General features: G+C 44.0%; 9 protein-coding genes and 1 pseudogene. 2 read left to right on the top strand and 8 right to left on the bottom strand.

Annotation, left to right across the window (positions count from 1 at the left end; all coding sequences use genetic code 11):
* Positions 1–45 precede the first annotated feature (45 nt).
* Positions 46–339: a DUF433 domain-containing protein gene (locus tag N0824_RS15740; RefSeq protein WP_002794978.1), complete on the top strand. Its 294-nt coding sequence runs from the start codon at positions 46–48 to the stop codon at positions 337–339.
* Positions 336–680, top strand: a complete 345-nt coding sequence (locus N0824_RS15735) for a DUF5615 family PIN-like protein (protein ID WP_002794977.1) — start codon at positions 336–338, stop codon at positions 678–680. The genes N0824_RS15740 and N0824_RS15735 overlap by 4 nt, the downstream gene beginning before the upstream one ends.
* Positions 681–942: 262 nt before the next feature.
* Here N0824_RS15735 and N0824_RS15730 read toward each other — a convergent pair.
* The 8 genes and pseudogenes from N0824_RS15730 to N0824_RS15695 form a co-directional block, all read right to left on the bottom strand.
* Positions 943–2,211, bottom strand: a pseudogene (locus tag N0824_RS15730) (glycosyltransferase).
* The gene (locus N0824_RS15725; protein ID WP_108937432.1) at positions 2,211–3,953 is read right to left on the bottom strand and encodes an ABC transporter substrate-binding protein; all 1,743 of its coding nucleotides are present in this window, start codon (positions 3,951–3,953) and stop codon (positions 2,211–2,213) included. Before N0824_RS15725 ends, N0824_RS15730 begins: the two are co-directional and overlap by 1 nt.
* A gap of 198 nt (positions 3,954–4,151) precedes the next feature.
* Positions 4,152–5,291, bottom strand: a complete 1,140-nt coding sequence (locus N0824_RS15720; protein ID WP_108937431.1) for a citrate synthase — start codon at positions 5,289–5,291, stop codon at positions 4,152–4,154.
* Positions 5,292–5,579: 288 nt separating this feature from the next.
* Complete coding sequence (locus N0824_RS15715; protein WP_108937430.1) at positions 5,580–6,296, bottom strand: Uma2 family endonuclease; 717 nt, start codon at positions 6,294–6,296, stop codon at positions 5,580–5,582.
* A 142-nt stretch (positions 6,297–6,438) separates the two neighbouring features.
* Positions 6,439–9,657: a type I restriction endonuclease subunit R gene (locus tag N0824_RS15710; RefSeq protein WP_108937429.1), complete on the bottom strand. Its 3,219-nt coding sequence runs from the start codon at positions 9,655–9,657 to the stop codon at positions 6,439–6,441.
* Positions 9,658–9,742: 85 nt separating this feature from the next.
* Entirely contained in the window at positions 9,743–10,801 is a 1,059-nt protein-coding gene (locus N0824_RS15705; RefSeq protein WP_108937428.1) for a restriction endonuclease subunit S, read from the bottom strand.
* A gap of 344 nt (positions 10,802–11,145) precedes the next feature.
* The gene (locus tag N0824_RS15700; protein ID WP_108937427.1) at positions 11,146–11,565 is read right to left on the bottom strand and encodes an endonuclease domain-containing protein; all 420 of its coding nucleotides are present in this window, start codon (positions 11,563–11,565) and stop codon (positions 11,146–11,148) included.
* A 35-nt stretch (positions 11,566–11,600) separates the two neighbouring features.
* Positions 11,601–13,658: an N-6 DNA methylase gene (locus N0824_RS15695; RefSeq protein ID WP_108937426.1), complete on the bottom strand. Its 2,058-nt coding sequence runs from the start codon at positions 13,656–13,658 to the stop codon at positions 11,601–11,603.
* Between the last annotated feature and the right edge of the window lie 79 nt (positions 13,659–13,737).

Genomic DNA, 13,737 nt, shown 5'->3' with positions numbered 1-13,737 from the left:
CCTGACTAAAATAGAATTAGCGATTTCCCTAAGAGACCTAATTCCATGACGATTATCACTCTTTCACGTTATGTCACCAGAAACAATGAGATTTTAGGTGGAGAGCCAATTATTGAAGGCACTCGCACATCTATTCGCGCAATCGTAGGTCTGTGGCGATTAGGTGTGATGCCAGAGGAAATTCCAACTCATTTACCTCATTTGACCTTAGCACAAGTGTTCGATGCCTTGAGTTTTTATTTGGATCATCAAGCAGAAATTAACGAGTACATTGAACGTAACCAAGTCCCCGATGAGTTGGTGCATCCTTCTGTAAAGGCAGCTTTGGGTAAGCTATGAGCATATTTGCTTCGCTTTACATGGACGAAGATATGTCGGCGTTAGTTGCAACACTTCTGCGTTCTCGTGGTTTAGATGTCACCACTGTTCCTGAGCAGTCAACTTTGGGCAAAACTGACAGCGAACAATTAGAATTTGCAGCTTCTTTAGGTAGATGTCTTGTCACCCACAACCGAGTTGATTTTGAACGATTGCATCTTCAATTCATAGAGGAAGGCAGAGAACATTGTGGAATTATTGTTGTCCCTCAGAAAACTGCCTACGAGGTCGTGCAACGGGTTGGTGTTTTAGTCAACACGTTGACTGTTGATAGTATTAATAATCAGTTACTATACGCATGATTTCTCCGCAAACTTACACTCTAAGCACAAGCCAGCTAACACGATGAAGCGGCGATGTTCTAGTTCATTCATCACCGCTGACCATTGCTGTTAGACAGAAATCACAGAAATGTTCAATCTAATCTTTATAGTTCTTCGGTTTGTGTTAAGCCATGGACGGGTTATAAAGGGCGATTTTTGTCAATTGTTTTCGATAACGTTTTTAAAACCCGACACCCGACACCCTGTCCGCAGGAAAAACTTTTTCAGCAGACCCTAGCTATTATACCGATAGGACGGGTTGGCCGGTAGAAATGCCTTTTTCGACGATATCGGCGGCCATTTTCACTCCTCCAGTCTTCTGTAGTGCTTTTTGCATTCTCAGGGCATTTTCTCGGTAACTGGGGAAGGATAAGACCTTTTCAATCGCCTTTCGTAAACGGGGAACTTCTAGACGGGAAATCGGAATCACTTCCCCTGTCCCCGACCATTTTATCCGAGCAGATACCCCCGGTTGGTCGTTAGCGATGGGAATGGCCACCATCGGTACAGCTTGCGCTAGGGATTCTAGGGTAGTATTTAAGCCTGCGTGGGTGATAGTAAGAGAGGCTCTGGTTAAAAGCTCTAATTGGGGAGCGTAGGGAACAACTAGGGCGTTTTTTGTCGTTATTTGAATGTTAGAGTCGGTGTTGCCCAAGGATAAAACTAATTGTACCGGCAAATCGGCACAGGCTTCGGCGATCGCATTAAAGGCCGATTGTAGGCGATTTTGAATTGTACCGAGGGAAGCATAAATCAAGGGTTGTCCGGTTAATTTTTCGTAGGGAAAAGGAATCGGTTTTCTGGTGGAGGAATCGTGAAAGGGGCCAGTAAAGTGAAAGTGAGCGGGTAAATTTGGCCGAGGAAACTCGAATTCGGCAGGTTGTTGGCTAATTTGGGCGATGGGTGAATAGCGTTGATTGATGTTTTGATAGGGAATTAACCCCCATTCTTGACGTTGCCGGTTGATTAACTCATTCAGGGGACGAGTCAGAGAGTCAAGGAGTTTATAGCCAAGTTTATTGCGAATAACCCCGATAAATGAGGGATTATAGTCCCAACTGGTCATAAAGGGCGGAATAAGCGGATCGCGATTTAAAACCAATGCCGAACAAAAACTGATAAAGGGAATAGCCAATTTTTCTGCGATTGTACCCCCTGAGGCGGAGACTTGATCGACAATTAGGGCATCAATTCCCAAGCGACGCATCTCTTAGGGGATAGTTTCAAAGAGGGTCGCTGTAGAATCAGTTACTAATTCTACCGTGCGTCGGACGGCGGCTGTTCCCCGTAATTGACCAATTTCGGCTAAATTTTTGGCTGATGTGCCTTTCGGATATTTGTCGGGTGCAATTGCCTGAAAATCTAAGCCGGCTGCTTGCACCATTTCTTCACCATCAAGAGTTAAAAAACAGGTAACTTTATGACCGCGTTTTTGTAATTCTTTTCCTAAAGGTAGGAGAGAATAAATATGTCCAGAAGTTGTAGGACAGAGTAAACCAAAATGAGTCATTAAACACCTCCACAGGTTTTCTTTAATTCTTCGAGATTCCAGAATGCTCCACCCAAGGCGGAGAATTGTATTCCTTCAAAGCAGTTACGCACAGCCCCCAAAGCGAGGGGATTAACTAGATAAATAAACGGGACGTATTCCTGTTGAAGTTGTTGAATTTCATTATAGATAACTTTGCGCTTCTCAAAGTCTAATTCTTGGGAACCTTTGACGTATAAATCGGCGATTTTTTTCTCCCAATCCGCCGCTTGCCAGCCTTGAATCGGAGGGCTGCCGGGTTGAGGTTGTTGGTTAAAAGCGTGGAGATTTCCATCTACATACCAAATATTGGGGGCGTGGGGTTCATTATCGCCGGTAAAACCTAAAATATGTGCTTCCCAATCTAGACTATTACTTAGTTTATCAACTAAATTGCTAAAAGCGATCGCTTGAAAATCCACTTGAATTCCTATTGCGGCTAAATCATTTTTAATTTGTGCGCCAATTGCTTCCCGGATTTTGTTACCCGCATTAGTAATCAGGTTAAATCTAACGGGATTATTATCAGCATCGACTAGCAGATTATCACTATTATACTTAAATCCCGCCTCTAATAATAATTCTTTGGCTTTTTCGGGATTATAATCGTAACCTTTCAGGGTTTTATCGTAAAAAGGCGATTGGATAGAAAGAAAAGAATTTTGTGCTTCTCCTAACCCTCGATAGATATCATCAATCATTCTTTGACGATTAATGCCGTAGGCAATAGCTTGACGGAAATTTAAGTTATTAAACCACCTGGATTTAATTGGCTCTACTAGGGGTTTCCCGTCGCGTTTGCCTTGATTGAGATTAAAACCGATAAATTGGGTTCCGTAGGCAGGTCCACCGTTAAAAATCGTGAAATTTCCTCTTTCTTCTTCGGTTTTTAAGAGGGAGAAAAATTCGGGAGTTACCCCAATAGAATCTAAACTTCCCGAACGAAATTGTAGTAAAGTTGTATCCTGAGATTCAACAATTGCCCAAATTACCGAAGTTATATGGGGTAATTGTTGTCCCCGGTCATCTTTTTTCCAATAGTAAGGGTTATTCTCAAAAATAATCCTTTGTCCCGTTATATATTCTTTTAGTTTATAAGCACCATTAAAAACAATTTTATCGGGAGGAGTATCTAACCCCCAAGTGGAGAGAAATTCTAACCTACCATCGGGGCTTTTTTTCTGAATAGTTTTTTCTAAAGCGTGTTTAGGTAAAATCGGTGAACTGACAGCATCTAAAAAAGGGGCAAAAGCTTCGGGTAGTTTAAATTCGATTCTGCGATTATCTAGTTTAGTGATAACTGGAAATTCTTTTTTTAATCCTATTCTTAAACTATCGCGGTAGTTGTTAGGAATATCAGGATTTAGATATAAGTCTTTATAGGTAAAAACCACATCATCAACGGTTAAGGGTTGACCATCTGACCATTTTAAACCCTCTCTGATAGTAAAAATAATGCTCAAATTATCATCGGAAATTGTCCAAGATTCTGCCAAGACCGGTTCTTTTTTGCCAGTAATGGGATTTTCTGTTAATAGTCCTTCGTAGGTTAAACCAAAAATATTCGGGGATTCGGCCGATAAAACAGCATTAAAGGTTTTTGGGTCACTTAATACCGATATGACCACTTGATTGCGTCTAACTGGATTACCACAAGCAGTTAGAGAAATCAGCAATAAACAAGAAATTAAAAATACCGTTAATCTCCGCCAAAATTTCACCATAATCTTTAATATTTTTCTGTCCGACTATCTAGAAGTAAAGACCTTGCCTTGCTATATACACCGAAACTGACCAAGCTGAAAGCCGCTGGACTGTTTCCTTGCCCCATCAATATAACAGGAAATGAGACAAAAAATCTCGCCTAGGTGAGATTGACAAAGGCGAGAAACCGTGTTTCCATCAAGAATAGGAGATCAAATCTAAGAACGTTCTTCGATCGGTGTATAGGGTACTTCGTGTAGTCCGGTGTAGATTTGAGTAGGACGGAAAATGCGGTTAGTATTTAATTGTTCTTTCCAGTGGGCCAACCAACCGGCCACCCGGGAGATGGCAAAAATCGGGGTAAATAAATCATTGGGGATGCCTAATTTCCGATAGACCAATCCCGAATAGAAATCCACATTAGGATAGATACCTTTTTCGCCGTAGATATCCACCACTGCTTGTTCTAATTCTAGGGCGATATCGTAGTATTCATCGGAACCCAATTCTGCGAATAATTGTTCGGCAAGGTTTTGTAAAATCGTCGCCCGGGGATCCTTAACTTTATATACCCGGTGTCCAAAACCCATAACTTTTTGTTTATTGGCGATACATTTTTCCACATAGGGACGAACATTAGCCACCGAACCGATTTCCTCTAACATTAACAATACTTCCTCGTTTGCCCCACCGTGAAGGGGGCCGGCGAGAGTTCCCACTGCTGAAGCGATGACACCGTAGGGGTCGGTTAAAGTGGAAGCCGTCACCATGGCCGAAAAAGTCGAGGCATTCATGGTATGTTCGGCGTGGAGAGTCAAACAGACATCGAAAACTTTCGCCGCTAAATCCGTCGGTCGTTTTTCCGTCAACATATAGAGGAAATTGGCCGCATAATCAAGACTATCGTTGGGCTGAATGGGGTGATTACCTTTGCGAATCAATTGAAACGCCGCCACCATGGTGGGGATTTTCGCTAATAGCCGGACTACTGCCTGACGGATATATTCGGGATTATCCAAAGCCCGACGGGCATAGTATAAACCCAAAGCCGCCGCCGAAGTTTGTAGCGCATCCATGGGATGACCTTTTTCGGGGAAGCATTTCATCATGTCTTCGATACGGTACTTGATGCGTCGATGATAACGGATTTCATCGGCGAATTCTTCCAGTTCCGCCCCCGTGGGCAGAACACCCCAGATAAGGAGATAGGCGGTTTCGAGGAAGGTACTTTTTTCGGCGAGTTCCTCAATCCGAATGCCCCGATACTCTAAGATTCCCTTTTGCCCATCCACAAAGCTGATACTCGATTGGGCGGCGGGAATTCCTTCTAAACCTGGCCGATATTCACAAACTGTCATAGTTCTACTTTCCGTGGCGAAGATTAAGCCCTAACGCTAACTTACTTGATCTTTCCACCCTTACCGAAAATTTTATAGAAATTCTTCGGTTCTGCCTCTCCCGTTCAGGATTGGGGAGAATTGGGCGGAAATTACCCCTATTTAGCGATTGCTTCGTCGATTTAGTCAGCCCTGCCCTAGCGCATTTTTTCTGGGCTTACCGTTCCGACTCTAGCTAGTGGACTTGATATTTATCTACTTTCATTGTATCGAGACTATCTCGATCGACTTCATCAATCGATAATTTTTTTAAGTTTCTTCGGGATTAATATTTAACTCCCGCAGTTTTGCCGCTAACCTTTCGGCCCGTTGTCGTTCCGTTTCGGCCCGTTGTCGTTCCGTTTCGGCCCGTTGTCGTTCCGTTTCGGCCCGTTGTCGTTCCGTTTCGGCCCGTTGTCGTTCTTGGTTGTAACTGGTGAAAGGTTGACCATCGGGATAATACAAGAGTAACTCTGGTTGGGCCAATTGAAAACGAATGCCCAAGCGAGGACTTACCCAATTATCGAGATTTTCCAGACTTTCGAGCCGATTTTCCCGACGAATACAGCCACCCAAATCATTTTTATCGGGATTATAAATGTAGTATTCTTCCACACCATAACGGTCATAAAACAGTAGTTTTCTGGTCATTTCCGTTTGGGTATTACCCGGAGAGAGAATTTCAAAAACCACTTGCGGGGGGATATTGTTCTCTTTCCACTGTTGATAGGAACCTCTTTCGCCTTTTGGTCTGCCAAAAGCTACCATGACATCGGGTGCTTGTCGAGTCTTATTATCTCCCTCCACGGGATACCAGAGTAAATCACCGGCGACAAAAACATCGGCATTATTGGCAAATAACCAGTCTAGATTCGCTTTAATCGTCGTAATCCAGCGAAATTGTCTTGTATTGTCGGCCATCGGTTTACCATCGCTATCGGGATAGACGATTGTGGTTTTCGGGCTGTCGTCGAGTTGTCTAACCATTGCTTAACCCTAGAATTTCGTCTTTGCTTCCTTAATAGTATAACTTTACTACAAAAAATCGGAGCAAATATTTAGGGACGGTGGTGATTATCAGATATAAAATCAGCAACTTCGGAAAAGCGAAATATGGACAGTCCAGAATCTAGGCAGCCGACCTGTAATAAGGCGAAGGCAGACTCGGATAAACTCGCCGGATGTGGCGGAAGACTTCTTCGGTTTTTTCTTCCACTTCTTCTTCCGTGTAGAGATCGACGGGTAAACCAGTATCATCGCTGTATAAAAAGTTGTGAATAGTAGTTTTAACCTCCGCCCGACTGGATTCTTTATCTAGCCAACGATCGATCTTTAGTTTCTCTTGTTTTAGGGTTTCCAAAAGCTGCGTGGCGATCTGTTTAATTTTTTCAATGTCTTGCGGTGATAGATTCTCTTTGGTTAAAAGGTCGAACACGGCGAGGGATTCCTCGTCTAATCCCTCGCTAACCGCCCGTTGGGACTCTTGATCGAGTTCCTGAATAAATTCTAATAAGGCCTCGAAGGTCTGTTCGATCGCCACCCGATCCTTCTCGAAATTATAATCAGCGACGATCCGCTCGTAATGCTCTTGAAAGTTCGTCCGTTGCAGATTCTGCTCGAGCATTGTTCGGAGACGGTTTTCGATGGCGTTTTTGAGAGTTTGGACGGTGGTATTCTTACGATCGCTATTGGCGAATTCCTGTTTCAGACGCTCGAAGTTGATTTTACTGATGTTGTACAGTGGGGTATCATCGGCCCTCGCTTCGGTGGTTACATCGATCGCCCCGTCGATTACCGATCGCATTTCCAAGAGAATTTCCGCGATGTCTATTTTCTCCCGATCACCTTGAACGCATTTATAGATAAGTTTAATCGTGTCGTGAGCCGGACGGTAGTGATTAACCGATGGCTGATTAAGACAGGCCTTAAAAAGATGGAAGACCTCTTGAGAGAGGAGTCCAAAATTTTGTCGGGCCTGATCACTTCGATTGATCGCTTCCTTCGCGTCGTTAATGGCTTTATTGAAGGCAAAACTAGGTATTTTATATTCGAGGAGTGCGTCTAGGGATGCGTTACTTTCCCCCAAAAATTCTTTAACTGCCTCGATCGATCGGGCCAATTCATCCAGTAAATTTTCTTGGGGTTTCGTGGGGTCGAGACTAAGATGGTCTTCCCTGCGTCCCTGATCGGAAATTTGGGCGAGATCGGCGAGAGCTTGACGGAGATTTCTGAGGATTCCGCAGTAATCCACGATTAAACCGTTGGTTTTGCCCTCGTTAACCCGGTTAGCACGAGCGATCGCTTGCATGAGCGTATGAGCTTTTAGGGGTTTATCGAGGTAGAGGGTGGAGAGGGAGGGAACATCGAAACCGGTCAACCACATGGCGCAGACGATGGCGATCCGAAAGGGGTGATCGGCTTGTTTAAAGGCATTTTCTGGGCTGATCCTTGTACCGTCCGCCAGTTCAAAGCCGTTTTTGATCACACTGCGATGGCTGGTAATATCTAACCCTTGTTTCTGGAATTTGTCGATCTCTCCCTGTTCCTCGCTGACGATCACGGCCGTTAGGGTTGCTTCCATCCATTGAATCTGACGCTGACGATAGTTTTCCTCTTGGTCATCGGTAATTTTTTTGAGGTCTTTTTTCAGTTGTTGGATTTTTTCGCTCCAGTAATGATCGATCAGGTTATGCAGCTTGACACAGGTGAGCTTGTCGATACAAATCACCATGGCTTTGCCTGTTTCCCAAGCGGTGCTGTAATGTTCAACGAAATCACGGGCCAGCGCCTCCAACCGCTGCGGGGCCGTCAGGATGTAGTAATCCCTTCTTAATTCCCTTTCTAAACGGTCTTCTATCTCGACATTTTCGATCTCTAACTCTTCGATTTTGGCGGCGATCTGTTCGTTGAGGTCGTTGACGGCGATCGAGAGTTTATCACCCCTTGCATCATAGTAGAGGGGAACGGTGGCTTTATCCTCGACCGCTCTCTGGAAGTCGTAGGTGGAGACATAATCCCCGAAATAGCGTTTAGTGATCTCGTCGTTGCTGACTAGAGGGGTGCCGGTAAAACCGATAAAACCAGCGCCCGGAAGTGCAGCCCGGAGGTTGCTGGCTAGGGTTCCGTACTGGGTTCGGTGGGCTTCGTCGCTGATAATGATGATATCGTTTCGGGAGTTGTAGGGTTGGTCGGGATTGACGGTTTGGTTGAATTTCTGGATGAGGGTGAAAATATAGGCTTTATGGTCTCCCAGAAGACTCTGTAAGTGTTCGTTACTGGAAGCTTGGCAGGGTTCTTGCTCGTTATTGGTCAATCCGGAACCGGCAAAGGTATAGTAGATCTGTTTATCTAGATCTTCGCGATCGGTACAGATAACAAAGGTATAGTTTGCGCCTAGTTTACGGCGAATTTTGCGGGTGAAAAAAACCATAGAGTAGCTTTTTCCGGAGCCTTGGGTATGCCAGAAAACCCCTAGTTTGTTATCTTTTATCCCACCCTCCCGCCATCTTTTCACAGAATCGATCGCTTGGTTAACCCCTAGAAACTGGTGATTTCGGGCGATAATCTTGCAGGTTTTGCCAGTGGAGTTATCGAAAAGGACATAATTTTCCAACAGATCGATAAAGTTATTTTTATCGCAGACTCCTTTGAGCATGGTTTCCATATCGACAATGCCGGGGTCACTCTCGGCCAGGCGTTTCCATGGGTGAAAGTGTTCGTATTTGCCGCAGAAACTACCTATTTTCGCGTCTATGCCATTAACTAAAATCGCAAAGGCGTTATAGGCGAATAGATGGGGGATAGTATCAAGATAGTCCGATAAATTCTCGTCGTAGGCCGCTTTTAGGTCCCGGTTGAGGTTTTTCGCTTCTAGGAAGAGTAGGGGAATGCCGTTAACAAAACCTACCAAATCCGTGCGACGGAGGTAGATTTCCCCCTGTATCCACAGTTCTCGAACCGCTAGAAAATGGTTATTGCTGGGTTGGTCAAAATCAAGGATTTTTAGGGTTTGTCTAATTAGCTCTCCTTTGGCGTTGCGGTAGCTCACCTGTACTCCATCGAGAAGGAGTTGATGTTTCTCTTGATTGGTGGCCAGAAGGGTTTGACTGGAGTTGATTTCTTCGATTTGGAGAATGGCGGATTTATAGGCTTCTTCGGGAAGATTGGGGTTAAATTCTCGTAATTTCTGTTTTAGGTAGCGTTTGAGGATAACTTCTTTCTGATTTTGCCGTCCGAGCAGGCTGTTTTCACCGTAATCCTCTTGATTATAAGCATAGACACTCTGCCAACCAAGTTGATCTCGCAGACAGTTGGCGGTGAGTTCTTGTACTTTATCCTCGGTGGTCATAGGGTCGATTGTGCAGGGGAGTGGTTTATTTTATTAGTATTGCCAATTTTCAGGCATTTTTACAGGTGCGATCGCTCTTTCGCCTCTACACCTCGATCTCTCCATTCATAAGTTTCGGAAGTAGTATGTCACGCGCTTGTTTTAGTTTTTGATTATACCGATCAAGAAAATGAATTTGGGTATAGATCGGATTGGCGAAAGCGAGAAAAAGAGATTTCAATGTACAAGACGGACATAAAACCTTAATTTTATGAATATCATTACGATTCAGAGTAGGAACTGCCGCACCAGAATTATATTGTTCTAAATGTAAATTCTCTAAAAGATGAAGTGCAAATACCGCATCAACTTTAATAAAATCTTTCACATACAGTGTTGTATTAAGCGGCCAGAAATCTTCCGCAATATACATAACTTTGCCTAAAGAACCACTTCGACCTGTCACTATACCCGGTGCTTGAACTTTAGCCTTTTCATGATAACCATTAATACCGGTTGATGCAAAAATAGGATATTGTCCGTGAGTTCTTTTTGCACTAGGAAGATCGAATCCTCTTTGTAAGGTTAGAACCTCACCTAGTTTTAATCTCTCCCACCCTTCAGGAATACCATCGATAATCGGGGTGTGTTCGTGTCCGGGGAAGCGTAAACGGACGAACCATTCCTTGTAAAGTAAGCGGGCTGAACGTTCTAATAACTCGATGCGGCGGCGATTATTTTCGATTAAATCATCATATTTGGAGAGGATATCGGCGATTTTCTGTTGAATGGGAAGAGGTGGAATTTTGATTTTAATTTTTTTTAAAATAGCTTGAGTTAACAAGGGTTGTGCCGAACCACCAGCAAAATTTCTTAGGGGAAATTCACCAAGAAGATAATAAAAGTATTTTAAATTATTGTTGTTGTTTGTTTTAACAACAATCGTATTATCAGAAGCCCAAAATTTATTATTGCAAATTTCAATAGAACCGCAATAAGCACCAACTCTACCTATAATGATAGCATTTTCATGATTAAAGCTGTCAGAATTGCCAATTATTCCATTCGATCCATATATTTTATATTCTCCATTTTTAAGTTGGCTTGGTGCTTTTCCATTAAAAAAGCTAATTACATCTTCAAGATAAACCTCGGTCAGATTCATATTTTTATAGTCTCCAAATAACGTATTAAACTACTAGACGGACAATCAAATCCCTTTCAACCGAATGAATAGATCGCCTATAGCTTTAGCATTTTCCAGCTAAACGAATCGCCCGCAGATGTAACCTTTTCTAACTTACCAAATTTGGGAATCACTGGTGAGAAGCGGGACTTTTTATCCCCCTCCGGTTCCCCCCTTTTCAAGGGGGGCTAGGGGGGATTACCAACCTTTTCAAGGGGGACTTACGCAGCCATAGCGCCCGTCTCACCACCAGTACCCCTACCGCGCTCCGATTCCAGTTCCGGTTCCCCTTCCGGTTCCGGTTCCCCCCTTGAAAAGGGGGGCTAGGGGGGATAATCAACCTCCGTACAGACAGGAAGCGAAGAAATAAACCCCGATATTTTCTCACAAACCGCCTCGAAATCGTATTTAACCTCATCATTGGTGAAACGGATCACCGTTAATCCGTATCCCTCTAAAACCTTCGTTCTTCTAGCATCATAAGCCATTGCCTCCGGAGTAAGATGAACCTCCCCATCCACCTCGATCACTAATTTCAACTTCGGACAATAGAAATCAACGATAAAATGATCGATCGGTCGCTGTCGCCACATTTTTAAAGGAAATTGTCGGAGAAAAGCCCATAACTTTTTTTCTGTCGGTGTGGGATTTTTTCGCATTTCCTTGGCTCTAGGGACTAAATCGGGATTGTAGGGTAGAAAATAAACACCGTATTTTAATTTAGACACGATCGCTATCTCCATCGGTCTCCTTTAAGGAAATATACCCAAGTTCTTTTTTAAATCCCCAACCCTTCAAAATTCTTAGCAATTTCATCAGCTAAACGAATCGCCTCGGAGTTGAGATCATTTAACTCCAGATGAATTTCGCGTAACGTTTCCTCGAAATCGAAACCCTCATCTTCCTCCTCTGGGGAAACGCCGACATAGCGTCCGGGGGTTAAACTCCAATCATTCGCCTGTAACTCCTCGCGATCGACCACTTTAACCAACCCTTCCACATCCCGCAGCTTGGCATCGGGGAACCTTTCCAATAGCCAGTGAGCGTGACGGTAGAAACCACGAACCGATTTAAGCTGTTCGATCGCATTCTGACGGCTTGTATCGGCTTCTTTGCGTAAGGTGTTGAGTTCGCGGGAATTCCACCACAGTTTACTATCTCTTGCTCCCAGATCCTTCTCGGCACGCTCGATCGCTCGACCTAATAATTTATTCACCAGATCCGCCTGTTTGCCCAGATCCCGGCTAAATTCGCTGTATTCGTGATAACAGCGGACAGCCTCGTGTAAAGTCTCTAAATCATCAGCGTTATAGGAAATCGCAGGGAAACTGGCGTATTTATCGATGTCATCTTTGAAAAGCTCAGATGCTGTTCGGAGTTCTAACCATGTTCCGTCTTTTTCATCGATGAGATTATAAAATTTCTCTAGGGCCTCGGTTAACTTGTCCAGATGCTCGCGATAGTTTTGTAAAAGAGCGATCGATCCCTGATACTCTCGATCGATACTCTGGCAATAACCGACAACCAAATCGATAAAACGCTTCGATTCGCTCCGATAGAGCCAGACAATCGAGAGAATATTCTGTAACTGCTCTGGGCTAAAATCGTTGATCGTCCGGTTTACTTTCCGGTAAATATTGCGGGCATCGATCATTAATATCTTATCTTGAAGCTCGGCGGGTTTCCCTCGATTGAGAAACCACAACTCGCAGGGTACGGAGCGGGTATAGAAAAAGTTAGAGCGGATCGCGATCATTATGTCCACCGTTCCCGTCTCGATTAACTTCTGTCTTACCTTGCCTTCGTCTCTCCCGGCGCTGGAAGCTTGGGAAGACATAACAAAACCGGCTTTTCCTCGATCATTGAGATAGCTGTAGAAGTAACTGATCCATAGATAGTTACCGTTGGAAACTTTGTTACTTTTATTAACCCCCGGCAATCCGAAGGGTAAGCGCTCATCACCATCTACCTTACTATCCACCTCGTCCACGTTAAAGGGAGGATTGGCCATCACATAATCCACTTTCCCGGCCAATGCCAGCGGATCCTCGTAGTAGGTGATCGCTTTTTGGATATCCCCTTCTAAACCGTGAACCGCGAGATTCATCTTGGCTAAACGAATTGTGGTCGGATTCTTCTCTAACCCTTTAAAAGTTAACATCTGGGGATTGATGCGCTGTCTCTCAACGAAATGTGCGCTCTGGACAAACATTCCCCCCGAACCACAGGCAGGATCGAAAACCAATCCGTGATCGGGTTCTAAAACATTGGCGATCAAAGATACTAGAGAAACGGGAGTAAAAAACTCTCCGTTATCGTGAGCTTTGAGATTAGCGAATTGTGTTAGGAAATATTCATAAATTCGCCCGAAAATATCCCCATCGGCTTTTTTTAACTCTTCTGGATTTAAAATCCGTAGTAAATTCCCTAATACCACGTTATCTAGTTCTTGGTATTCCGTTTTCGGTAAAATACCCCCTAAAGGTGGATAATCCCCCTCGATCGATAGCATTGCTTCCATTAAGGAGGTCGATCGATTGACGCTATCGGGGAGCGCCACCAGAAAATCGAACTGAGCTTTTTCTTGGAGATAGATCGCTCCTTTGCACAAGAAATCTTCTTTGGTTAAGGAGCGTGTTTTACCCTGTCGCTTCGGTAAATCCGCCTCTACTTCCCTCTTAACCTTGAGAAAACGACTGTAGGCATGACGGAGGAAAATCAAGCCCATAACGGGCAGAAAATACTCGTTACTGGCATAGTTAGAATTAGCGCGCAGGGTGTCGGCCGCTTTCCAGAGCTTTTTTTCGATCGCTTCGATGTTGTCCAGTTGGGCCATGAAATTTTACTCAAGAATTAGGTAGATGGTCGAGCCTGAAGGGAAAATTAAGGGGTTTGGTATAGTATCTATTTTCTCA

Origin of the sequence: Microcystis sp. 0824, from assembly GCF_003112475.1 — a bacterium.
GTDB classification, from domain to species: Bacteria; Cyanobacteriota; Cyanobacteriia; order Cyanobacteriales; family Microcystaceae; genus Microcystis; species Microcystis aeruginosa_C.
The sequence above is the reverse complement of the archived record's forward strand: the minus strand, read 5'-3'. Positions and strand labels throughout refer to the sequence as shown.

What these genes read in the sequence shown, in the direction of transcription:
- N0824_RS15740 (WP_002794978.1), top strand. Translation starts at nt 46, where the DNA reads ATGACGATTATCACTCTTTCACGTTATGTCACCAGAAACAATGAGATT.
- N0824_RS15735 (WP_002794977.1), top strand. Translation starts at nt 336, where the DNA reads ATGAGCATATTTGCTTCGCTTTACATGGACGAAGATATGTCGGCGTTA.
- N0824_RS15725 (WP_108937432.1), bottom strand. Translation starts at nt 3,953, where the DNA reads ATGGTGAAATTTTGGCGGAGATTAACGGTATTTTTAATTTCTTGTTTA.
- N0824_RS15720 (WP_108937431.1), bottom strand. Translation starts at nt 5,291, where the DNA reads ATGACAGTTTGTGAATATCGGCCAGGTTTAGAAGGAATTCCCGCCGCC.
- N0824_RS15715 (WP_108937430.1), bottom strand. Translation starts at nt 6,296, where the DNA reads ATGGTTAGACAACTCGACGACAGCCCGAAAACCACAATCGTCTATCCC.
- N0824_RS15710 (WP_108937429.1), bottom strand. Translation starts at nt 9,657, where the DNA reads ATGACCACCGAGGATAAAGTACAAGAACTCACCGCCAACTGTCTGCGA.
- N0824_RS15705 (WP_108937428.1), bottom strand. Translation starts at nt 10,801, where the DNA reads ATGAATCTGACCGAGGTTTATCTTGAAGATGTAATTAGCTTTTTTAAT.
- N0824_RS15700 (WP_108937427.1), bottom strand. Translation starts at nt 11,565, where the DNA reads ATGGAGATAGCGATCGTGTCTAAATTAAAATACGGTGTTTATTTTCTA.
- N0824_RS15695 (WP_108937426.1), bottom strand. Translation starts at nt 13,658, where the DNA reads ATGGCCCAACTGGACAACATCGAAGCGATCGAAAAAAAGCTCTGGAAA.